Raw genomic sequence first — 22270 nt, forward strand, 5'->3', positions numbered from 1 at the left:
AAAGGGGAAAGTGGTTAACATGACTTATAAGAAAAAAGTATTAATTACCGTAGAAACACTCGTTGTTGTTGCCGGCGCTGCAGGTCTAGTCGTTAACCACGCACGCAACATTACGCGTGGTAGTACAGAAAAATTCACGATGGTGCAGACGTCACCGATTGATTCTTTGGATCCAATACTAGGATATAATCCAAGTTCAGGAACGGTCGTTGGTAACACATATGAAGGTTTGTACTCGGTGGATGACAAGAATAAGGTGCATTTAGCGTTAGCAGCTAAAGTAAAAACCTCTGAAGATGGTAAAACTAAAACCTTTACAATTAGAAAAAATGCTAAATGGAGTAACGGCACACCAGTAACGGCCGATGATTTTGTCTTTGCTTGGCGTCGTTTAGCTAATCCTAAAAATGCATCAGGATTTAACTTTCAACCAGGAGCCGCCGGGTTAAAGAACGCAGATGATATTGTGGCTGGTAAGAAACCCGTCTCAAGTCTAGGTGTTTCGGCCGAGGGTAAGAAAACACTGGTACTACATTTAGATCGCAAGGTACCTTATTTGAATAAATTGTTATCATTTAATGCATTTGCGCCTGTAAATGAGCAGTTTTATAAAAAAGCGGGTAAAAATTTTGCCCAAAATGATCAGAATTTGATCAGTGCCGGTCCTTATAAAGTAAAGGATTGGGAGTTAGGTGATAACGAGGTTACTTTGGTAAAAAATAAGGACTATTGGGATGCAAAGCATGTCCAAGCTAAGACCGTTAAAATGAATATTATCACTGATCCGGAGAAGGCGGCCATTGCATTTAAGGATGGTAGTGCTGATTACACCCCAATTAGTGGTCAATTAGCAACAAAGTTCAGAGAAGATAAGGCCTTTAAAACTGAGCTAGGACCTTTTACACAATATTTGATGATTAACATGAAGAAAAAGGGCTTGGACAATGCAGATTTGCGTAAAGTCATTAATAGTTCTATTAATAAAAAAACGATTACGAATCATATTTTAAAGGATGGTTCAGAACCAGTTAAATCGATGATTATGAAAGACTTGTATAAAGATACGACTAATAATGATAAAGACTTTGCGGACGAGTCAGCAGCTGGTTATACGTATTCACCAGCCAAGGCAAAAGCATATTGGCAAGCTGCAAAATCAGAAACGAACTTACGTGCTTTTACAATTACGTATGATGATAGTGATCCATCATATGCTAACGTAGCTGCTTATATGAAATCACAAATTGAAAAGAATTTACCAGGTATGAAGGTGACACTACAGCAACTATCTAAGAAGACACGTATCGATAAAATGGGATCAGGTGACTTTGAAACCGTCTTAACAAGATGGGGGCCTGATTATGCTGATCCATCAGCAATTTTGAGTATGTATCAGTCTGACAATGTCAGCAATTATGCTAAGTTTAACAGTCCAGAATACGATCAATTGTTAGCAGATGCTGCATCTAAGTATGCAGACGATACTGCTAAACGTAATGATACGTTGCAAAAAGCGAATAACTTATTGATTGATAGTGCTGCATCAGCACCGTTATATCAGTCCGGGGCACCTGTTTTGCAACGACAAAATATTCATGGCTTAGTACAACATATTTCTGGTGTGCCTTATACATTTAAGTATGTCACTTTGAAGCGATAAATTTTGTTGCAGCGTATTATATGATGAAAAAATATTGCGAATGGTAACTTGTTAAAAGGCAACCGGATGCTGATAGGGGTCGCCTTTTTGTTATATAACGGATTACTTTTTGAGAAAAAGGGGTTATTGTATGAAAAAATGACTCATGAACAAGTGCAAGCATTGTATGCAAAATATGGCTTAGATAAACCTGTTTTAGTACAGTTTTGGAACTATATTAAGAATATGATGATGGGTGATTTTGGTGTTTCATATTCTCTCCAAGTAAATACACCAGTTACACAAATCATTGCACAACACTTCCCAGTTTCGTTAACAATTGGGCTGCTAGCTACCATTTTAGGAGCAGTTTGTGGCTTTGTTATGGGAATTGTCGCTGCATTAAAGCATAATACGGTGATTGATAATCTAATGACAGGTATTTCAGTTCTTGGTGTTAGTTTGCCAAACTTCGTTGTTGCCTTGATTCTATCAATTATCTTCTCATTCCAATTGTATTTGTTACCAGCTGTCTATTCAGCAGACCGGCCGTTTATTTCAATTATCTTACCAATTATTGCATTGAGCACATTTACGATGGCATGTGTTGAACGATATGCACGATCAGAAATGATTGAGATTATGCATTCTGATTATATTCGTTTAGCGGATTCGAAAGGAATTTAGCGCCGGCAATTGGTATTAAAGCACGTTGTTAGAAATACATTAATTTCTGTCATTACTGTTTTGGCACCATTAATGATTGACCTAATCGCCGGTAGTATGGTGGTTGAAAAAGCATTTGCGATTCCTGGTCTAGGAACCACATATATTTCAGCTATTCAAGCGAATGATTACAACGTGGTCTTAGGGATTACGTTCTTCTATGCCATTTTATTTATTGGTATTATGCTGTTTGTTGATATTTTGTATGGCATTATTGATCCACGTGTCAGATTGGATAAGGGGTGATTAAAATGATAAGAAATATGCAATCAACTACCAACAATAACGACTTTTCTTTAGCTAATCGCGAGCAAAAGGTTGATCATTATTCTGGTGAATCACTATCGTTTATTCAACTTGTTTTTAGAAATTTTGCTAGAAATAAAGTCGCATTAATCAGTGTATTAGTCATTATTTTAATTGCATTAACCGCATTTTTAGGGCCGCAATTGAGTCATTTTAATCCCGATACACCAGATCCACAAAACTCTAATTTAACACCAGGTCAAAATGGGCATTGGTTTGGTACTGATAATTTGGGGCGTGATATCTTTACACGTGTGGCAGCAGGGACGGGCATTTCCCTGGAAGTTGCGTTTGTTGCGATGATTATTGATTTAATTATTGGTACAACGTATGGCTTAATATCAGGTTATTTTGGTGGCAAAGTGGACATTATTATGCAACGTATTACTGAAGTATTAAGCACAATTCCAATGATTATTATTGTGACATTGCTTGTTTTGGTGATGAAGCCAGGAATAACAAGTATTATTACTGCTATGATGTTGGTCGGGTGGATTAATATGAGTCGTATTGTTCGAGCGCAAGTATTAAAAATTAAGAATGAAGAATATATTTTGGCAGCTAAGACAATGGGGATGCCTAATAGTAAAATTATTTTTTCAGAAGTTTTACCAAATGCCATGGGGCCAATTGTGACGACATTTATGTTTTCAATACCAAACGCGATTTTCTTGGAAGCATTCTTAGCCTTTATCGGTCTGGGTGTGCCAGCACCATTATCATCACTAGGAACGATGATTAATGATGGGTATACACAAGCGATTGTTTTCCCACATATGGTTATTTTCCCAGTATTATTCTTAGCGTTAATTATGTTGGGATTTAATATTATTGCTGATGCCATTCGAGATGCGATTGAAGAAAGTTGAGGTTGGTTATTTATGAAAGAGACAATTTTAAAAGTGAAGAACTTGGCTGTATCATATACAACTTACCGAGGCAAAGTTAAATCGGTTAGAGGGCTAAGTTTTAAATTAAAAAAGGGTGAAGCCTTGGCCTTAGTTGGTGAGTCTGGTTGCGGTAAATCAGCCTCAGTGAAGCCAATTATGGGAGAACACGAAGCTAATCAAGTGATTGAAAGTGGTGAAATCATTTTTACGTATGATGGACCACAAGGTGAAGAGACTGTTGATTTGTTAAAAATCGATGATCAAAAAATGCAGCAAGAAATTAAAGGTAAGCAAATTGCCATGATTTTCCAAGACCCAATGACATCTTTGGATCCAACGATGAAAATTGGTAAGCAAATTGCGGAAGCGATTAAGACATCAAGTCATGATCTATCATCAGCTGAATTAACAGATAAAGTACGTGAATTGATTGATATGGTTGGTATTGGTCATATCGATACGGTTATGAATCAATATCCGCATCAATTATCTGGTGGTATGCGGCAACGTATCGTGATTGCCATCGCGCTATCTAGTGATCCGAGTTTGTTAATTTGTGACGAACCAACAACGGCTTTGGACGTTACAATTCAGGCACGTATTCTTAATTTGATTAAAAAGTTACAACGAGAACGTGGTTTATCGGTTATCTTTATCACTCACAACTTGGGAGTGGTTGCCAATGTTGCTGATCGGGTTAACGTTATGTACGCTGGTAAAATTATTGAAACTGGTAGTAGCGAGGATATTTTCTTTGATCCAAGACATCCATATACTTGGGGCTTGTTGTCAGCGGCGCCTGATGTCCATGATAATGAAGAAAAGTTGCCAACCATTAATGGGACGATTCCGGATCTAACGAAAGAAATTGTTGGGGATGCATTTGCACCACGTAATCCATACGCGTTGGAAATTGATTTTAAAGAAGAACCACCAATGTTCTCTGTTAATGAACATCATGAAGCAGCAACTTGGTTATTAGATGAACGGGCACCTAAAATTGATATGCCTGAGTTACTACAACAACGCATTATGAGAATGCGAGGTGAAGTTTATGACTAAAAATATTTTAGAAGTACATCACCTAAAACAATACTTTCCGGTATCTCGGCAAGAAGTTGTTAAAGCAATTGATGACGTTTCTTTTAATATTGAAAAAGGGGAAACGTTTGGCTTAGTAGGTGAGTCAGGAAGTGGTAAAACGACGATTGGTCGTGCTATTATTCGTTTGCATGATCCAACTGAAGGAAAAGTGATTTTTCAAGGTGAAACCATTTCCGGTAAATTGAACAAGAAGAATCAAGAGATGTTGCGTTCAGACATGCAAATGATTTTTCAAGATCCGATGTCATCACTAAACCCACGTAAAAAAATTAGCGATATTATTAAAGTTGGTTTGGATATTCATCGTCGCGATTTACGTGAACCTGAAAAAATGAAATTGGTTTATGATGTTTTACGAACAGTCGGACTAGATGAGTCTTTTGCGGTACGTTATCCTAAGGAATTGTCGGGTGGTCAGCGCCAACGTATTGGGATTGCACGTGCAGTTGTCATGAATCCACAACTAATTATTGCTGATGAGGCGATTTCAGCACTTGATGTTTCAGTTCAGGCGCAGGTTGTTAATTTGTTAAAGCAAATTCAAAAAGATACAGGGAGTGCGTTGTTGTTTATTGCGCATGATTTGGCAATGGTTCGTCATATTTCAGACCATATTGGTGTCATTCATCTAGGTCATCTGATTGAATTAGGTACGACAGAACAAATCTTTGAGAATCCATCGCATTCGTATACCAAAAGTTTGTTAGAATCTATTCCAGTAGCAAATCCTGTCACAGAAAGAGGCAAGCAACCAACAACTTATAGCGCAACTAAAGCTGATTATGAAAATCAATCAATGGTTGAAGTTGAAACAGGTCATTGGGTGCTAACTGAAAAGTAAAAAGATTAAAACACCAGAACAAAGGCATAAGTCTTTGTTCTGGTGTTTTGCTTAATTTCATAATTACAGTACCGATAAATCAGGAATTACACGTCATTTCCAAAGTGCGTTAATATCTAAGAAAAACCATTTTACAGACACATTTTATCTCTGTTAGAGTAAAAATATGATTAATAATTTTTTTATGTAATAAAGTAAACGGAGAGTAAATATGAGAAAAATTAAATTGATAGTAATTTCACTAATATCTACAATTGGAGCACAGATTCCTGTATCTATTGTCCCAACCTTTATCAAAACAGGCGTACCACAATTTGTAGTCCCTACTATTGGGTGGAATATCGAAATGGTATTGGTGTAATTATGACAGAAAATGATTTTAGTTTAACAAACAGTCTTGCTAATTTGACTACAGACCCTAATGGTACAAAAAAAGTACTGCAGTATATTGATAAACAACATGGAGCCAAGGATAAAATGATGCTCCACAATGAAATAGGTGAAATACTTAATCTAAAACTATCAATTGAGGATGGAGATAATATTTTAGCCTGTGTACTATCTTATTCAGAACATTATCATGATAAAATAATCGAATTAATAGCTAGCTAAAAAAGAGTAGGACAATCTACAAAAATTGTAGACTATCCTACTCTTATTTCAGTTAACAAAGGCGTTAGGGTGACAATAATATTATTTTTTTGTTCCCAATATTTTTTATAAACTATTCTTCAGCATTTTTCATGTCTCTTTATTGAGTGCTGACTTATTTTAAAGTAACTTCTTCGCGAGCATGAATCAATTCAGTAATTAATTCATTAGCAGGCGTTGGAATATTTAATTCTCGACCCATAAGGGCAATTGCACCGTTTAGATAATCTATTTCAGTACGACGTCCTGATGAGATATCCTGGTGCATTGATGGATAATGATCACCGGCTTGATCTGGTGCAAGTGCAGCGTTAATGGCCGTTAAGGCAAGTTTTTCGGTAAGCGGGATGCCTTTAGCTTTTGCTACGGCTTCGAATTCAAGAACTACCTTATCTGTTAAAGTAGGGACATATTCACTCTTATTTAGATCCATTACTTTACAATCTAACAGAGTACAGAAAGAATTTAATACGCTGTTAAGACAAGCCTTTTTCCAAATTGATAATAAAACATTATCGCTTTCACGAGGATTTAATTTGGCTTCTGCTAATGTGTTATTAATCACTGTTAATGTTTCATGTGAAACATTATTAATTGCCTGGAATTCAATATATCCTGAACCGTTCAAGATAACAGAACCTGGACCTACTAGTTCACTAGTCCATAGCGTAGTGCCTACTAGTAACGGTGATTTTGGTGCGAATTTTTGAATGGTTTCAAGGTTACCGATACCGTTAGATAAGCAAAGAATTGCAGTCTTTTTATTCAATAAGTGAGTAATATTTTGTAACATATCCTCAAGTTGCATTGCTTTGGTGAATAATAAAATCAAATCATAGGTGTCATGAACATCCTTAGGAAAGGCGGCCGGAATTTTAATAAATTGTTGCTCACCATTCGCTTCGACAGAGAGTCCTTTATCGTTAATCTGTTCAATATGTTCTGGCCATAAATCTAGTAAGGTAACATCATTGCCTGATTGTTGGAGCATGTAGCCAAAACGACTACCCATTGCACCACTACCTGCAATTGCTATTTTCATGATATATCCTCCAATTTATTTGGTTGTTTCACCAATAAGTAGTTCGGGAACAATGTACACAGATTGTACAGTCTTTCCGGATAATTCGTCTAATAATAAATGAACCATCTGTTGTGCAATGGCCTTTAACGGCTGTTTTACGGTCGTTAATGATTGTTCTGCTAGTTGATGGACATAAATGCCATCAAAACCAACGATGCCGACATCATGCGGAACAGATAGCCCTTGATAAATACAGGCACGTAATGCACCAAGAGCTAGACGGTCAGTCGCTGCAACAATACCGGTTTTGGGCATCAGCGACAGGCCTATTAAAAATTCGCGTGAGACATGTCCATCATTAGCTAGCTTATATATTTGAATCGGTTTTTTAGCTGTTTGCATCGCTTGTCGATACCCATTTTCTCGGTTCTTTTCAAAAGCCTCGTCAACATCCATACCTAAAAATAAAATCTGTTGGTAAGATTGTTTTAGTAATAGTTCAGTTGCCAATTGTGTACCGATAGTATTATCAATATCAACAGCAGTAATGCCGGGTTCACTACCGTATATTACTACTGGGATAGATAGATTACGTAAAGCATTATAGTCACTGTGGCGAACACCACTGATTAAAAAGCCATCCACATTTGTTACGTCAAAGTTATGCTCATGACGTATTTCAAGCGTGTAGCCATATGCCTGTAGCACATCAGTTAAATGTATTAACAAATGGGCATAGTAAGGCTCAATCTCGTCAACATTGTCTAGTAAGATGAAGGCAATGTTGTAATGACGATGGTTTGCTAATGCACGACCAGCACGATTTTGAACGTATCCTAGTTGATTAATAACCTGTTGTACTTCAGTTCTTATTTCCAAAGAGACTTGTTCGGGATGGTTAATAACCCGTGATACAGTCATTTTAGAAACATGGGCACTACGAGCAACATCTGATAACGAAACCATAATATACACCCCAATAATATTGTTTAATAATTAAATAAATCATAACACGAATAGGTAATATCGAATGGTTTGTTTTATCGATTGATGAAACTTTTGTGAAAAATATGTTAACGGTAACAGTGAGAATATACTTTATTAATTTAATAATAATAAAAGCTATAGTTTAACTTGTTAGTAAAGCGCTTACATATCGAGAGCGGTTATTAAATGCAAGTAGATTAAGGGGTTAAATTATGGAATCATTTAAAAATAATTTGGGTAAAAAACATTTACCAACGTTATCAATCACAACTTTGATGTTGATGACATTTGGTAATCTAGGAACATCAATGGCATTTTCATTACAAAGTGCCAATATGGGACGTATTTTTCAGACTTTGGGGGCAGATCCTACTAAATTAGGATTCTTCTTTATTTTGCCACCATTAGCAGGTATGGTTGTCCAACCACTAGTTGGGTATTTTTCGGATCGTACGTGGATTCCTAAAATCGGGCGGCGTTTGCCTTACCTTATTTTAGGAGCCATTGTTGCCATTGTTGTGATGATGCTATTACCGAATGCTGGTTCGTTTGGTTTTAAAGCATCAACTGCTTTATGGTTTGGAGCAGTTGCTATCCTATTTATGGATTTGTCTTCAAACATGTCAATGCAACCATTTAAGATGATGATTTCGGATATGGTAAATGACAGCCAAAAGGATATGGCTTGGTCATGGCAAACAATTTGGGGAAATATTGGTGGTGTTATTGCTAATTTATTCCCTTTCTTCTTTACGGCAATCGGTGTTGCAAATGTGGCTGCCCAAGGTGAGCTGCCAGCTTCAGTTAAGTGGTCGTTTTATGTTGGGGCGATTATTTTAGGTATTTCTGCGGCATTTACGATTTGGAAAGTCGATGAATATGAGCCTGGTAAATATGCTGAATATCATGGTATAGCCGAGAATACTGAAAAAATTAATTTGTTTAAGCTTGTCAAAAAAGCGCCTAAAGTATTTTGGACGTTGGGACTTGTGCAATTCTTCTGCTGGGCAGGATTTCAGTACTTATGGACCTATGGTACTGGTGCCGTTGCACAAAATATTTGGCATACAACAGATGCATCTTCAGCGGCTTTTCAGTCAGCAGGTAACTGGTATGGCGTGTTATCGTCAATTGAAACAGTTGCTGCCATTATATGGGGCTTAATGATTACGCGTTTGAATAATAAAACACGTAAACCAGCTTATACGCTAGGATTGTTGCTGGGAGCTGTCGGTTTCTTCATGCTAGCAGTGACCGGTTCAAAGGCCATGTCAGCGGTAGCTTTTGTTTTGCTAGGTATTGCGTGGGTAACGATGAATGCGATTCCGTTTACCATTTTAACGAATGCATTAGATGGTAAGCATGATGGTACTTACATGGGGCTGTTTAATACATGGATCTGCTTACCGCAAATTGTGGCATCAATTGTTTCGTTTGCGCTTTATCCATTGTTAGGTAACCAAATGCCACATATGATCTTAATATCAGCTACCTTGTTTGTTGTGGGTAGTCTTAGTGTTTGGTTTATTAAAGAAACTTCGGTTGAACGAGGGGACGCATTTTAACCTAAAATAGGTTTAATTGTTGACAATATCAGCTATTCAGATTATTATTAATGGCAAGTTAATAAGTTTTTGATAAGAAAAGATGAGTAATCAATGAGAAACCTTTTGCAGAGAGTCATGGTAGGTGTGAAATGACAAGGAAATCATGGTGAAGATGGTCTTGGAATGCAAACGAACGGTGAGTTTTAGAATGAGCCGGTCGCGGTTCTGCCCGTTAACGTGGAAAGGTATAGCAAGTATTGTGTACCTGATGAGAATATTATCTGCGAAGATAATGTTGTAAGTGGGTGGTACCGCGTGAAGTTGATATTGTTAATAACACGCCCCTAGAAGATGACGAAAGTTGTTTTCTGGGGGCGTTTTTTGTATAGAAAAGGGGTAGTTGATATGGTTAGTCAAACAGCAACAAAGTTACATTATGATATTGTCGGCAGTTTTTTACGACCAGAAGAATTAAAGCAAGCACGTGAAGATTTTGCATCAGGTAAGATTAATCGTGGTCAATTAACAGCAGTAGAAGATAAAACGATTCGGGATTTAGTCGCTAAAGAAATTGATGCAGGCTTAAAAATAGTTACTGATGGTGAATTTCGTCGGAGTTACTGGCACTTAGACACATTTTGGGGATTTGCTGGTATTAAGCATACAGTACCAGAGCATGGTTATTTTTTTCATGATGAGGAGACACGTGCCGATTCAGCGCAAGTTGTTGGAAAAATTGCATTTGATCCAGAACATCATGATTTAAAGGCTTTTAAATTTTTACGAAATTTGGTTGCTAATGAAGATGACATAACGGCACGTCAAAGTATTCCGGCACCTGCTCAGTTTTATGCAGAATTAGTGCGTGGTGAAGAAAATATTGCTGCACTTGAAAAGGTTTATGATAATCAAGATGATTTGATTGCTGATATTGGACAAGCTTATCATGATTTAATTCTAGCTTTATATGATGAAGGTTGTCGTGACGTTAAAATTGATGATTGTACCTGGGGAATGGTTGTTGATCATGACTTTTGGGAAAATATGACTAATGGTGATTTTGATTTGAATGAGTTGCAAGATATTTATTTGCAATTAAACAACGCAGCTTTGACGGATTTGCCAACTGATTTACGCATTAGCACCCATGTTTGTCGTGGTAATTATCATTCTACATGGGCAGCTAAGGGTGGGTATGCACCGGTCGCCAGTCATTTATTGGCTGGAGAAAACGTCGATGCTTTTTATCTAGAGTTTGATGATGATCGTTCTGGTGACTTTGCACCATTGGCTGAGGTACCGGCTGGTAAGCAAGTTGTGCTTGGGCTGGTTACAAGTAAGCAACCAGAGCTGGAATCTAAACAAACATTGATTGATCGCATTAAAGAAGCGACAGAATTCGTGCCATTAGAAAACTTATCACTTAGCACGCAATGTGGGTTTGCCTCGACTGAAGAAGGTAACAAATTAACTGAGCAACAAGAATGGGACAAAATTCGCTTGGTAGTGGAAACGGCGCAAGAGGTTTGGGGCGTTTAAGATATTTATTCTTAAAAAATAAAAATTATTAGTCAACCATTGGTGTAGTAGCTTTTGTGGTTGACTTTTTTAGTGTAGATGTTGATTTATAGGACAAAAAATTATACAAATTTTATTTAAGTGTTATAATTAATCGTGTACGATTGATTATGAAAATTTAGAAACTTAAGAATAGTTTTTAAGCTATTTTAGAGGAGGATATTATGACCGATTTTGATTACGATGTTGTATTTATTGGTAGTGGACATGCGGCATTTCATGGTGCATTTAAGTTACTAAAAGCCGGTAAAAAAGTGGCGTTGATTGAGGAAAGTAAGTTAGGTGGAACTTGTCCTAATTATGGTTGTGATGCTAAATTGCTTTTGGATGGTCCTTTTGAGGTAATTCAAGATAGTCAAAATTATAAGGGATTTGGACTTGATACGACTCCTCAGTTAAACTGGGAAGATTTGATGGCCTATAAACATGAATGGATTGATCGCCTGCCAATTATGATGAAAGAGTTAATTCCTAAGGTTGGTATCGATGTATATGAGGGACATGGTAAGCTACTTGATGCGCATCGAATCGATACCGGTGATAAGCAGATTACGGCTGATAATATTGTTTTGGCAACGGGCGCACATGATTCTGTATTACCAGTAACTGGCAAAGTGTATATCCATGACAGTAAAGATTTCTTATCTATTCCACATTTGCCAGAATCAATTGTCTTTATTGGTGCTGGATTGATTTCTCTTGAATTTGCTTCTATGGTTATGAAAACTGGTGCAAAAATAGAGGTTATTGAATTTTCTGATCGTGCTTTAGCACAATATGATCAAAAGTATGTTGATAAAGTGATCGCAAGACTAGAAGCAGAAGGCGTTAATTTCCACTTTAACGAGGCTATTAATGGTGTACAAAAAAATGATAATGGTTATGTCGTCACGACTGAGTCAGGATTAGCATTTGCAACTGATTATGTCTTTGGAGCTACCGGTCGCCAAGCTAATACGCAAGGCTTAGGATTGGATGAGGTTGGCATTGCTTATACTAAGAATGGTATTTCTGTTGATGATCATTTACGGACGAGTTTGAATAATGTTTATGTGAGTGGGGATGTTATCGATAAGCAAATTCCTAAGCTAACACCAACGGCAACTTTTGAATCTAATTATATTGCCAGTCAAATTTTGAGCGAGGATGATCAGCCAATTAATTATCCAGCCGTACCGTATGTTGCTTATACATTGCCACGTATCGCACAAATTGGTGTAACGCCAGAACAAGCACAAGCTGCATCAGATAAATATGAGATTAAAGTTTTGCCATATGGTCAAGGCTTTGATACTAGACATGATAATGATGCTGAAATGACGGTTATTTTTGAAAAAGAAACCCAAAAGGTTGCGGGAGCTGTCATTTATGGTGGTCAAGCAGCTTCGTTGATTAATATTTTAACGTTTGTTGTTGATAAGGGATTGACTAATGATGATTTGGAACAAATGATTTTTGGGTTCCCAGATGTCACTTATTCTGCATTAACGATGTTAAGTCCTAATGGTTTTATGGGTTAATTAATTTTTAGAATGAGCTTAAAATAGCAAGTTACCAATATAGTGGCAACTTGCTATTTTTGACTTTTATATGTGCTGTTATGTGTGAGTAAGCTAAGGATATTACCTGAGATTGATTATTCATAATGTGAATGGCGTATGTTTCATGTTATATTTATTTGAATATAAATATTATTTTCATGAAAGGAGACGATTAATTATGGTAGCACAAGAGATAGACTTAGCCAATCAACTATGTTTTTCAATCTATAATGCTAATCGTCTTTTTGCGAAGTTTTACCAACAGGCACTAGACGAATTTCAGTTAACTTATCCGCAATATTTAGTTATGTTAGCTTTGTGGGAGAATGAACCGATTAATTTACGTGAACTTGGTCAAAAATTGCATTTGGCAAGCAATACATTAACACCGTTACTTAAAAGATTAGAACAAAATGGTTGGTTAACACGGATACGGCCAACAGAAGATAAGCGCCAGTTAGTTGTTAGTTTAACGCCTAAGGGGCAAGAATTAAAACCTTTAGTAGAAGAACGGTTAGCAGAATGTGTTAAAAACATGGGTGATTTTGATATTAAAGAGTATCAAAATATGTTAGATGATAATCAAAAATTAATTACGACTTTGTTAAAATTGGTGTAAGATAAATTTTTAAAAAAGAGTGGGTAAGAAAATCATGATTTTCTTACCCACTCTTTAATTTGCTTCAATTTAAATAATGTCAGGCTTATTAGCAAGGACTTTACGACGATAATTAATAATGATAACCAATGAAATATCTAATAATAATAGATAGATTGTAAAAGCAACATTACTAAATGACCAATTAGCCGTTGCAGCTAAAATACCAGTTGTCGTTGATATAATACCACCTACATAATAAATCGGTGCTTCAGAATTTGGATTTAACCAAGCTTTTCGCAGTGTGGGTAAGGCAGCAATCGCATCACTGATAATTGAAAAGATAATTGCTAATATGGGATTGCTAGTTGCTAACCAAATGATTAATGCCAATAAAGCAACCACACCACATAGATAATCTAAGGTGGTTAGTTGCCAGTAAGCATCTCGATTAAACATAGAAGTGATAAATACTAATAAAGGCATGAAACCAGCCATAAAAACAGGTAAAATGGCCCAATTTATCCCAGTATCAGTGATAGTAGCACTAACTGATATTAAGGGTGCAATAGCCCAAAGCAACCAAGTAACCTTATTGGGTTGCACTCTACCTTGAATAGTGGCAATGAGATAAAATGATCCAAAGAAAGCGGAACATAAGACACCGACAATGACTAAGTATTGCACGATTTAATGACCTCCATTTAAAATCATATCTATGTGAGGAATATTATCCTCTAAGTAAACGTCTGAGACGGCTTCGAACCCAAATGATTAATAAAATGAGCGCAAGTAATTTTGTGCTCCAATTTTAATCATTTTACCTGGATAAAGGCGCTGAATTTCTGTAATAGTTGCGGTAACAATTTGGCGTCCAAAGTTTTTTTTGCGATAAGCCAAGGGGACTAATACACGCCCAAAGCGAATATAGGCATTATCACTGTCCTGAATAATACGTGTATAGGCCATCAGATGATTGTCTAATTTTAAATAAACATGGTGTGCATTAAAATCAGCTTCATCAATTTCTTGATAGGCACAATTTTGTTCAACAACAAAGACCTTTGTCCGCTCTTGCATAATGGTTAGTAGTTCTACTGGCGTTAAATCAACTGTACTTTTAATAATTAATTCCGGTTGTTGCATCATAACCTGCCCCTTAATTTAGTTAGCGGCCTTTTATAGTTACTAATTCTTAATGTTAACATATTGGTAACATTATGTAGCTAATTATTAGAAAAAAATGAAATTTCTAAAAAAACAGCTTGACTATTACATATTAGTTCCGTTATCTTTAGATAAATAAACAAAAAGAGTGGGGAACCTTTTCGATGAAGAACGTATATTTTAATCACGATGGTAATGTTGATGATCTAGTGTCATTACTACTTTTACTACAAATGCCAGATGTTAATTTATTAGGAGTTGGTGTTACTGATGCTGATGGTTATGTTGATCCTTCAGTTTCGGCATCACGTAAGATTGTTGATTTGTTTGGTACCGAAGGTCGTAAGCCTTTGGATATTGCTAAGTCAAATTCACGTGCAATCCACCAATTCCCGGATGCATGGCGTTTGAGCTCATTTTCATTTGATGATTTCCCAATGTTGAATGAACATGGTGCACCTAAGACACCTGTTGCAGCGAAGCCTGGTCATTTAGATATGATTGATAAGATTAAGGCATCAGAAGAAAAGGTAACGCTTGTTATGACTGGTCCTTTGTCAGATTTGGCACGTGCCCTAGAAGTGGACCCAAGCATTACTGAAAACATTGAAAGTTTGCACTGGATGGGTGGTGCCCTAAACAGTAAGGGTAACGTCGCTGCACCAGGTGCTGATGATACGATGGAATGGAATGCTTACTGGGATGCCGAAGCAGTAAAGCGTGTTTGGGATGCTGATTTGAAGATTGTTATGGTTGGTTTAGATAGTACTGATCAAGTACCATTGACACCTGAATTGCGTTTGCGTTGGGCAACACAACGTCAACATCGTGCATTAGATTTAATTGGTCAAGGTTATTCACTAGTACATTCTTTTGAAGCTAACTCAATTTACTATCTATGGGATGTTTTGACGACTCTAGCTAGCCGTTACCCAGAATTGGTTGAATCAATCCAAGTTAAGACAGATGTTATCACAGAGGGTGAATCAGAAGGCCGCACTTATCAAACAGATGAAGGTCGTGAAATTACCTTTATTACTAGTGTTGATGCCGATGCATTCTATGATAAGATTGATGAATTAGCTATATCAGCTGACTAATAAGTAAAAAATTTGAAATTACGATAATCCGTGTGGGTTATTGTAGTTTTTTTTTGCATGTTACAATAGGGTGATAGCGTATTCAAAGGGGGGAATTAATTATGGATAAGCAAACATTTATGGAGAAAATTGCAGGGGGGTTAATTGTTTCGTGCCAAGCGTTACCAGGGGAACCTTTATATACAGAAAAAGGGGGCGTTATGCCACTATTAGCGTTAGCAGCACAACAAGGTGGTGCTGTTAGCATTCGCGCTAATTCTGTACGAGATATTAAAGAAATCAAGGAACGGGTTGATTTACCTGTTATTGGTATTATTAAACGAGATTACTTACCTGAAGAGCCTTATATTACGGCAACTATGCGTGAAGTTGATGAATTAATGACGGTACAGCCTGATGTTATTGCTTTTGATGCAACGTTACGTCCACGGCATGATGAATTAACGATTAGTGAATTCATTGGTCAAATTAATGCAAAATATCCGGATCAATTATTAATGGCCGATACGGCGACATTTGCCGATGCTAGTAATGCATGGAAAGCCGGCGTCGATTTTGTTGGCACAACATTAGCTGGGTATACGAATGACAGTGAAGTAATCGATGGCCCTAATTATAAATTTATTCAGCAACTTGTGAATGCTGGCATCGATGTGATTGCAGAAGGTAAAATACATACACCTGCTGAAGCAAAAAAAATCCAGGACATGGGCGTTGCGGGTGTTGTTGTTGGCGGGGCGATTACTAGACCTAAAGAAATTACAGAACGTTTTGTTCAGGGGATGCAATAATAAAAGAGAAAAACCGTTGTGTTATACAACGGTTTTTTAGTTATATAAAAAGTCACTAAGTTCATTTTGAAATTAGTGACTAAACAAATTTATTTTAATTAGTAATATATTTTTAACTATATCGATGATCAATTAATTTTTCTAAAATTTTATTTTTTCTTGAATCACGAATAGCATCTATCTGACTATCTTCTAAATCATTAAAATCCTGTGCTACTAGTAGTGCTTCTAGGTATAAGGTTAATTGTTTTTTTATATAAATTTTATTATCTTCATTTTCATTTTTTGCATTACCACCTAGTAATGCTAGCGCAAAAGATTCAGGGTCTAACTGTAACATATCTTTTTTCATAATAAATTCTCCAGATTAACTTTATTCAGCTGAATTATCACCAAGCTTTTGGCGCAAAGCTCTCACAACATCGTCGTGCTTTTTTTCTGTTAATGTAATTTTTTTAAAGAAAATAAATGCAGAAATAACCAGCAAAATCATGGGGATATAAAACATAAATGTTTTAAATTGTATTAATCCTGAAGCAGAAATATCACTTGGTTTCACATTACCCGTCATACCGGCTCCAATGGCAACCAAGCCAACGATACCGTTGGAAAAAGCACCTGCTAATTTATCAATTAATGGACGTACTGAAAGTGTAACGGCTTCGTTTCGTTTACCACTTTTTAATTGTCCGTACTCTACCAAATCACTAATCGTCATTAATGTTGATAAGAATATCATTGGGTATGGGAAGAATATAATTGAAGCAGCTAACAATGCCAAGAACAAATTCTGACCTGCAAATGCAAATAGTATAAATCCAAGGAACATTAATCCAATTCCGCCAATATATACATATTTACGTGAAATTTTTTCTGCTAATGATGGGAATGAAGCAACTGAAACAACACCCAATACACAAGTAATAATACCAATATATGAATATGCTTCTGCATGCCCTAATACATAACGGAAATAGTACAAAAGAAGAGAGTTGTTAATAACGTAACTAAATGCAAATAAGAAATAACTCAATGCAAGCCACATTAATTGGTCATTAGAACCAATAACTCTAAATACGTCACGGAAACGCGTGTGTTCAACATTTTCTCGAATTAGATTTTTATCTTCTTTGACATTTCGTGCTAAGAAAATGGCGCCTAATGAAGCAAGTAAACCAATGACGATAGCATAGCCTAACCATCCCATGGAATTTTGTTCACCTTGTTTTGCACCAAACATTCCAGAAAATAGAGTAACTAACGGAACAATAACAATAATAACGCTTTGTGCACCTAATGTAGATCCGAAACGAGAGAAGGTACCAAACTTTGTACGTTCCTTACTATCCATTGATAACGCAGGCAACATCGACCATAAAGCAATGTCACTAAATGAATAAAAGATGTCCAAAATCAAAAATGCAATACCGAATAATACTAAGTAGAGCATTGGTTTGCTCAAAGCAAGACCACCAAAATCAGTAAATATTAGAATTAACATTAAGGATGCAATAATTGTACCAGCTAATAACCAAGGCTTGAATTTACCCCATCTAGTTTTGGTATTATCAACAGCACCACCAATCATCGGATCAAACATAATTTCAGCAACTCGGATAATAGTCATCAATAGTGTGACGTATCCGATCATTCTTGAATTAAAACCCGCATCGTTTGTTGTAAATAGTTGACTAGTAACAAACATTACAAAATATAAGCTTAAAGTATTATAAAATGCATCGTGTCCAAATGCTCCAAGCGCAAATGACATATATTTTTTCATCGTTTTTCCCTCAGTAAATGAATTTTTAGTATTGGTTCCTAGGCCACTATATTTCTAAAAATTCATAAGCGTCCCAAAGGAAAGAAAACGCTTACATGTTGTATATTAACAAATCAAATTCTAGAGTGCAACTTTTTCGTGAATTGTTCACGAAATAATCATAATCAGATGTTCAAACAGATTGCTTTAAATATTTTTAATAAATTTTTTAATCAACGGGAGTGCTGCCCCAACAGCAACAGGATGATTATGAGCATTTCCAATAGATAAATAAGAATTTTCTTTTGGAAATACGCTTATTTTTGAGATACGATTTTCTAAATAATCTATATCGTGAGCTTTTAAGTACATTGATAGTTCGCCAGCTAAGACGATTGGCGAATCAACAAACATATGTAAATTCATGATAGCTTCGGAAACGTCATCTAGATATTGATGCCATCTTTGTAATGTAGGAGCATCTCCTTGATCAACTAGGTTAAAAAATTGTGATAAAGTTTCTTTGTCGTCACTTATAAGAGCATTAATGGCAATGTATGTCTCAATGCAGTTATAGCGGCCACAGTAACATAGACGTTTGTCACTCATTGCAATTGTTATATGTTCCATCGTCCCCGAACGACCCCGAGAACCATTATATATTTTTCCATCCACCATCATAGCTGTCCCTAAGTGCGGACCAATTGATAAGTAAATGGCATCCTCGTGATGCGTAGAAATGCGTTCTTCAGCTAAGGCAACAGCATCAGCATCGTGTAGAAAGGAAACGGGAAATGATAAATATTGTTGCAAAACATCGGTCGTTACTCCTTGCATAGGCAAAATTTGACTATAAATAACTTTTTTTTGGTTTTGTGATACTAAACCTTGAATACCAATCCCTAATCCAGTAATACAATCCTCGTTAATATTTTTTCTAGTTATAAATGACTTAATTACTTGTGAAATTTTGTAATAATAATTATCTATATTCTTAAATACAATATCTGATCTGCATTCAGCAAATAATTCTCCACGAGCATTTAAGGCAACAATTAGTACGTAATCACCAAATATGGCCATTCCTAAACTTATAAATGCATTATTATTTAATTCATATGCTTGTGCAGGACGACCAGTCTTTTGTGTAGTAAATTCACCATCTTTAATAATTAGGTTGCGATCTAATAATTTTTTTAAATTACTCGTAATTGTCGGTAAACTATGACCTAAATTATCTGATATAACTTGTTTTGAAACTCGGTCATGTTGAAAAAACAAATGAAATGTTTCGGAAAAATTGTTTTTTTGTATGCTTTTCATTCCTTGATCTTTCATAATTTCCTCCCGAAATATAGATATATCAAAAGATTATCACTACTGGGTTTTATACGCAATTTCTCTTAATTAAATAAAGTGATTTTACATAAACCAGTTGACATTATGAAAACGCTGTCATAAACTGTGACTGTATTAAATAAAGTGATTTTACATAACTAGCGCTTAATTGGAAATTCATTATTATAGAATACAAAAATAAAAATTTATAATGTGAGGTTTATTATGACAACAATTAATGAGCGTTTGCGCCTAGATGGTAAAAAAATCTATGTTACTGGTGGGGCACAAGGGTTAGGTAAGTCTATGGCACAAGGTTTGGCAGAAGCTGGAGCCGACATTGCCATTGTGGATATCCAACTGGAAAAGGCACAGGAAACTGCTAAAGAAATTGCGGAATCTACAGGGCGTAACGTGATAGCTGTAAAAGCTGACGTTACTAGTCCAGAAGATGTAGATAAAATGATTAAGACAATTGTTACTAAACTAGGTGGATTAGATGTTGCGTTTAATAATGCAGGTATGGTAATTAATACGCCAGCAACTGAGACATCTTTTGAACAATGGCAAAAGGTAATTAATTTAAATTTGAATGGTATTTTCTTAACGGCACAAGCAGCCGGAAAGTATATGATTGAACACGGTGGTGGGTCGATTGTTAATACTGCTTCTATGTCAGCTCATATTGTTAACCGGCCACAACCACAAGCCTCATATAATGCTTCAAAAGCAGGAGTTATCCAACTTTCAAAATCGTTAGCCATTGAATGGGCTAAGAAAGGAGTTCGTGTAAATACTATATCACCTGGATATATGGCAACAGATTTAACACTTAATTCAGAAGCACTTAAGCCACTCATTAAGATTTGGAATGATTGGGCACCTATGGAACGTATGGGTAAGCCTGAAGAATTGCAAGGAATTGCTGTTTATTTGGCTTCAGATACCAGTAGCTTTGCTACTGGTGCTGATTTTCAAATTGATGGAGCCTTTACGGCTTGGTAAGCCTTAAATAAAATTGTGACTACTTCCTAGGCCACTGAATATCTTTTCTGAAAATATCTTTATAAGGACATTGAATAAATATGAATTATCTAATTGGAACAGATGTTGGAACATCCAGTGCAAAGAGCGTGCTAATGGATACTGATGGTAATCTTATTGCACAATCTTTGGTTGAATACGATGTTTTAACACCTAAAAATTTGTGGGCTGAACAATGGGCTCAAGTGTGGCTGGATGGTGCTAAACAAACTATTAAGCAAGTTATTAAAAAAAGTAAAGTAAATACTTCTGATATTAAAGGAATTGGAATTTCAGCTCTTTATGGAGGTACTGGTGTTCCTGTTGATTCAGAGGGAAAAGAAGTTCGGCCAACACTTATTTGGATGGACAGACGTGCTGAAAAGCAAGTCCAGTGGATTAAAAATAATATTGACCTTGAACACTTATCGAATATTACAGGAAATGACATTGTTGATCCTTACTATGGATATACAAAAATTTTATGGATTAAAGATAATGAGCCTGAAAATTGGCAGCGTATTAAGGAATTTTTACCACCGGATACATTTATTGTTAAAAGTTTGACAGGTGTTACAGCAGTTAATCATTCTGCAGCAGGTAATATTGGAGGTATATACGATATTAACCAAAATACTTGGTCAGATGAGATGCTAGATGAAATGGGCATTCCTAGTACAATGATGCCGGATAATTTAGTCGCTGGTAATGATATTGCGGGGTATATAACCCCCGAAACAGCTAAAGAGTTAGGTCTTACGCCTGGGATTCCTGTAATTGTTGGGGGTGTTGACGTTGGTGCTGCAAATGTTGGTATGGGTGTATTAGAACCAGGACGTTATGTTGCAGCAATTGGTACATCAATGAATGCGGCATTAGTTAGCGAGAAGCCAATTAAAAATAAAAGGCTTATTGTTTGGCCATATCCATATAACCCTCAGGAACTAAATTATAATTTTAGTGGTTCTGCGACCGCCGGGGGTATAACAAAATGGTTCCGTGACAATTTTGCACAGCTTGAGGTAGCAGAGCAAAAAAACGGTGGAGTAAATGCTTATGTTGCATTAGGTAAGGAATCAGAGAATATACCAGCAGGTAGTGACGGTTTGGTTGTTTTGCCTTACTTCATGGGGGAGCGTGCACCAGTTTGGAATTCGGATGCTAAAGGGGTATTATTTGGATTGTCATTGTCACATAGTAGATCACATATTTATCATGCATTTCAAGAAGCAGTGGCATATGCATTACGACATTCAATTGAATTAACGGATGAAAATCTAGGCGATTATATTGTAATTGCTGGAGGTGTTACGAATTCAAAAGATTGGGTACAGATGTTTGCAGATGTTACAGGGTATGCTGTGCGTACACCCCTTGAAGATGCCGAAGCCAATTTGGGAGACGTTATTTTAGCTGGACTTGCAACAAATACCTTAACATTAAATCAGGTTAAAGGATGGCAAGTACTCGGTGAAAAGGTTATTCCAGATAAGAAAAATCATGAAATTTATAATAAATATTTCAAATTATACAAAAAATTGTATCTTGATTTGAAAGATGACATGAGTGCCCTGACAGATATAAATAAACTTTAAAATATTTAAACATTAAAAATAATAAAAAAGATGTGAACCAGGATTAAATTTGGTTCACATCT

The 22270-nt window shown here is 36.2% G+C and carries 19 protein-coding genes and 2 pseudogenes; 14 read left to right on the forward strand and 7 right to left on the reverse strand.

The features are described 5' to 3' along the window. Nucleotides 1-19 precede the first annotated feature (19 nt). The 6 genes and pseudogenes from FFM61_RS00390 (at nt 20) to FFM61_RS00420 (ending at nt 6118) form a co-directional block, all read left to right on the forward strand. Complete coding sequence (locus tag FFM61_RS00390; RefSeq protein ID WP_074426657.1) at nt 20-1660, forward strand: peptide ABC transporter substrate-binding protein; 1641 nt, start codon at nt 20-22, stop codon at nt 1658-1660. A gap of 138 nt (nt 1661-1798) precedes the next feature. Beyond that, nucleotides 1799-2611 (forward strand): annotated as a pseudogene (locus FFM61_RS09040) (ABC transporter permease). Nucleotides 2612-2616: 5 nt separating this feature from the next. Next, on the forward strand, nt 2617-3540 hold the full coding sequence (locus FFM61_RS00405; RefSeq protein WP_137604584.1) for an ABC transporter permease: 924 nt from the start codon (nt 2617-2619) through the stop codon (nt 3538-3540). A 12-nt stretch (nt 3541-3552) separates the two neighbouring features. Continuing rightward, on the forward strand, nt 3553-4623 hold the full coding sequence (locus FFM61_RS00410; protein WP_074426656.1) for an ABC transporter ATP-binding protein: 1071 nt from the start codon (nt 3553-3555) through the stop codon (nt 4621-4623). Further along, nucleotides 4616-5506 carry an ATP-binding cassette domain-containing protein gene (locus FFM61_RS00415; RefSeq protein WP_074426655.1) on the forward strand — a complete coding sequence of 297 codons (891 nt, stop codon included), beginning with the start codon at nt 4616-4618 and terminating at the stop codon, nt 5504-5506. The genes FFM61_RS00410 and FFM61_RS00415 overlap by 8 nt, the downstream gene beginning before the upstream one ends. A 363-nt stretch (nt 5507-5869) precedes the next feature. Next, on the forward strand, nt 5870-6118 hold the full coding sequence (locus FFM61_RS00420; RefSeq protein WP_074426654.1) for a hypothetical protein: 249 nt from the start codon (nt 5870-5872) through the stop codon (nt 6116-6118). A gap of 154 nt (nt 6119-6272) precedes the next feature. Here the strand turns inward: FFM61_RS00420 and FFM61_RS00425 are convergent, their stop codons facing one another. Further along, nucleotides 6273-7199, reverse strand: a complete 927-nt coding sequence (locus FFM61_RS00425) for a ketopantoate reductase family protein (RefSeq protein WP_074426653.1) — start codon at nt 7197-7199, stop codon at nt 6273-6275. Nucleotides 7200-7214: 15 nt separating this feature from the next. Continuing rightward, nucleotides 7215-8147 (reverse strand): LacI family DNA-binding transcriptional regulator, encoded by a 933-nt coding sequence (locus FFM61_RS00430; RefSeq protein ID WP_074426652.1) that lies wholly within the window; start codon nt 8145-8147, stop codon nt 7215-7217. A gap of 233 nt (nt 8148-8380) precedes the next feature. Between FFM61_RS00430 and FFM61_RS00435 the strand changes: the two genes are divergently transcribed. From FFM61_RS00435 to FFM61_RS00450, 4 genes are all read left to right on the forward strand, one after another. After that, on the forward strand, nt 8381-9733 hold the full coding sequence (locus FFM61_RS00435; protein WP_174855254.1) for an SLC45 family MFS transporter: 1353 nt from the start codon (nt 8381-8383) through the stop codon (nt 9731-9733). Nucleotides 9734-10120: 387 nt separating this feature from the next. Further along, complete coding sequence (locus tag FFM61_RS00440) at nt 10121-11254, forward strand: 5-methyltetrahydropteroyltriglutamate--homocysteine S-methyltransferase (protein WP_074426651.1); 1134 nt, start codon at nt 10121-10123, stop codon at nt 11252-11254. A gap of 203 nt (nt 11255-11457) precedes the next feature. After that, nucleotides 11458-12813, forward strand: a complete 1356-nt coding sequence (locus tag FFM61_RS00445; protein WP_074426650.1) for a dihydrolipoyl dehydrogenase family protein — start codon at nt 11458-11460, stop codon at nt 12811-12813. Nucleotides 12814-13012: 199 nt separating this feature from the next. Then, complete coding sequence (locus FFM61_RS00450; RefSeq protein ID WP_074426649.1) at nt 13013-13453, forward strand: MarR family winged helix-turn-helix transcriptional regulator; 441 nt, start codon at nt 13013-13015, stop codon at nt 13451-13453. Between the two features lie 69 nt (nt 13454-13522). Here FFM61_RS00450 and FFM61_RS00455 read toward each other — a convergent pair whose 3' ends face one another. Continuing rightward, nucleotides 13523-14119 carry a hypothetical protein gene (locus FFM61_RS00455; protein WP_074426648.1) on the reverse strand — a complete coding sequence of 199 codons (597 nt, stop codon included), beginning with the start codon at nt 14117-14119 and terminating at the stop codon, nt 13523-13525. 3 nt (nt 14120-14122) lie between these two features. Continuing rightward, a pseudogene (locus FFM61_RS00460) lies at nt 14123-14581 on the reverse strand (GNAT family N-acetyltransferase). Between the two features lie 182 nt (nt 14582-14763). Between FFM61_RS00460 and FFM61_RS00465 the strand changes: the two are divergent. Together FFM61_RS00465 and FFM61_RS00470 are read left to right on the forward strand one after the other, a co-directional pair. After that, a complete protein-coding gene (locus FFM61_RS00465; protein ID WP_074426647.1) occupies nt 14764-15699 on the forward strand; it encodes a nucleoside hydrolase in 936 nt (311 codons plus the stop codon). Between the two features lie 101 nt (nt 15700-15800). Further along, nucleotides 15801-16490: an N-acetylmannosamine-6-phosphate 2-epimerase gene (locus FFM61_RS00470; RefSeq protein WP_074426646.1), complete on the forward strand. Its 690-nt coding sequence runs from the start codon at nt 15801-15803 to the stop codon at nt 16488-16490. 112 nt (nt 16491-16602) lie between these two features. Here FFM61_RS00470 and FFM61_RS00475 read toward each other — a convergent pair whose 3' ends face one another. The 3 genes from FFM61_RS00475 to FFM61_RS00485 form a co-directional block, all read right to left on the reverse strand. Continuing rightward, on the reverse strand, nt 16603-16842 hold the full coding sequence (locus tag FFM61_RS00475) for a hypothetical protein (RefSeq protein ID WP_074426645.1): 240 nt from the start codon (nt 16840-16842) through the stop codon (nt 16603-16605). 21 nt (nt 16843-16863) lie between these two features. Beyond that, a complete protein-coding gene (locus FFM61_RS00480) occupies nt 16864-18273 on the reverse strand; it encodes a glycoside-pentoside-hexuronide (GPH):cation symporter (protein WP_074426644.1) in 1410 nt (469 codons plus the stop codon). 186 nt (nt 18274-18459) lie between these two features. Beyond that, nucleotides 18460-19590, reverse strand: a complete 1131-nt coding sequence (locus FFM61_RS00485; protein WP_074426643.1) for an ROK family transcriptional regulator — start codon at nt 19588-19590, stop codon at nt 18460-18462. 225 nt (nt 19591-19815) lie between these two features. On the opposite strand from FFM61_RS00485, the gene FFM61_RS00490 reads away from it, so the two are divergent. Both FFM61_RS00490 and FFM61_RS00495 read left to right on the forward strand, forming a co-directional pair. Then, entirely contained in the window at nt 19816-20595 is a 780-nt protein-coding gene (locus FFM61_RS00490; protein WP_074426642.1) for an SDR family oxidoreductase, read from the forward strand. 80 nt (nt 20596-20675) lie between these two features. Next, nucleotides 20676-22208: an FGGY-family carbohydrate kinase gene (locus tag FFM61_RS00495; RefSeq protein ID WP_074426641.1), complete on the forward strand. Its 1533-nt coding sequence runs from the start codon at nt 20676-20678 to the stop codon at nt 22206-22208. Nucleotides 22209-22270 lie beyond the last annotated feature (62 nt).

Origin of the sequence: Weissella hellenica, assembly GCF_005405545.1 — a bacterium.
GTDB lineage: Bacteria > Bacillota > Bacilli > Lactobacillales > Lactobacillaceae > Weissella > Weissella hellenica.

What these genes read in the sequence shown, in the direction of transcription:
- FFM61_RS00410 (WP_074426656.1), top strand. Translation starts at nt 3,553, where the DNA reads ATGAAAGAGACAATTTTAAAAGTGAAGAACTTGGCTGTATCATATACA.
- FFM61_RS00430 (WP_074426652.1), bottom strand. Translation starts at nt 8,147, where the DNA reads ATGGTTTCGTTATCAGATGTTGCTCGTAGTGCCCATGTTTCTAAAATG.
- FFM61_RS00475 (WP_074426645.1), bottom strand. Translation starts at nt 16,842, where the DNA reads ATGAAAAAAGATATGTTACAGTTAGACCCTGAATCTTTTGCGCTAGCA.
- FFM61_RS00390 (WP_074426657.1), top strand. Translation starts at nt 20, where the DNA reads ATGACTTATAAGAAAAAAGTATTAATTACCGTAGAAACACTCGTTGTT.
- FFM61_RS00445 (WP_074426650.1), top strand. Translation starts at nt 11,458, where the DNA reads ATGACCGATTTTGATTACGATGTTGTATTTATTGGTAGTGGACATGCG.
- FFM61_RS00490 (WP_074426642.1), top strand. Translation starts at nt 19,816, where the DNA reads ATGACAACAATTAATGAGCGTTTGCGCCTAGATGGTAAAAAAATCTAT.
- FFM61_RS00480 (WP_074426644.1), bottom strand. Translation starts at nt 18,273, where the DNA reads ATGAAAAAATATATGTCATTTGCGCTTGGAGCATTTGGACACGATGCA.
- FFM61_RS00420 (WP_074426654.1), top strand. Translation starts at nt 5,870, where the DNA reads ATGACAGAAAATGATTTTAGTTTAACAAACAGTCTTGCTAATTTGACT.
- FFM61_RS00470 (WP_074426646.1), top strand. Translation starts at nt 15,801, where the DNA reads ATGGATAAGCAAACATTTATGGAGAAAATTGCAGGGGGGTTAATTGTT.
- FFM61_RS00465 (WP_074426647.1), top strand. Translation starts at nt 14,764, where the DNA reads ATGAAGAACGTATATTTTAATCACGATGGTAATGTTGATGATCTAGTG.
- FFM61_RS00415 (WP_074426655.1), top strand. Translation starts at nt 4,616, where the DNA reads ATGACTAAAAATATTTTAGAAGTACATCACCTAAAACAATACTTTCCG.
- FFM61_RS00425 (WP_074426653.1), bottom strand. Translation starts at nt 7,199, where the DNA reads ATGAAAATAGCAATTGCAGGTAGTGGTGCAATGGGTAGTCGTTTTGGC.
- FFM61_RS00405 (WP_137604584.1), top strand. Translation starts at nt 2,617, where the DNA reads ATGATAAGAAATATGCAATCAACTACCAACAATAACGACTTTTCTTTA.
- FFM61_RS00485 (WP_074426643.1), bottom strand. Translation starts at nt 19,590, where the DNA reads ATGAAAGATCAAGGAATGAAAAGCATACAAAAAAACAATTTTTCCGAA.
- FFM61_RS00440 (WP_074426651.1), top strand. Translation starts at nt 10,121, where the DNA reads ATGGTTAGTCAAACAGCAACAAAGTTACATTATGATATTGTCGGCAGT.
- FFM61_RS00435 (WP_174855254.1), top strand. Translation starts at nt 8,381, where the DNA reads ATGGAATCATTTAAAAATAATTTGGGTAAAAAACATTTACCAACGTTA.
- FFM61_RS00495 (WP_074426641.1), top strand. Translation starts at nt 20,676, where the DNA reads ATGAATTATCTAATTGGAACAGATGTTGGAACATCCAGTGCAAAGAGC.
- FFM61_RS00450 (WP_074426649.1), top strand. Translation starts at nt 13,013, where the DNA reads ATGGTAGCACAAGAGATAGACTTAGCCAATCAACTATGTTTTTCAATC.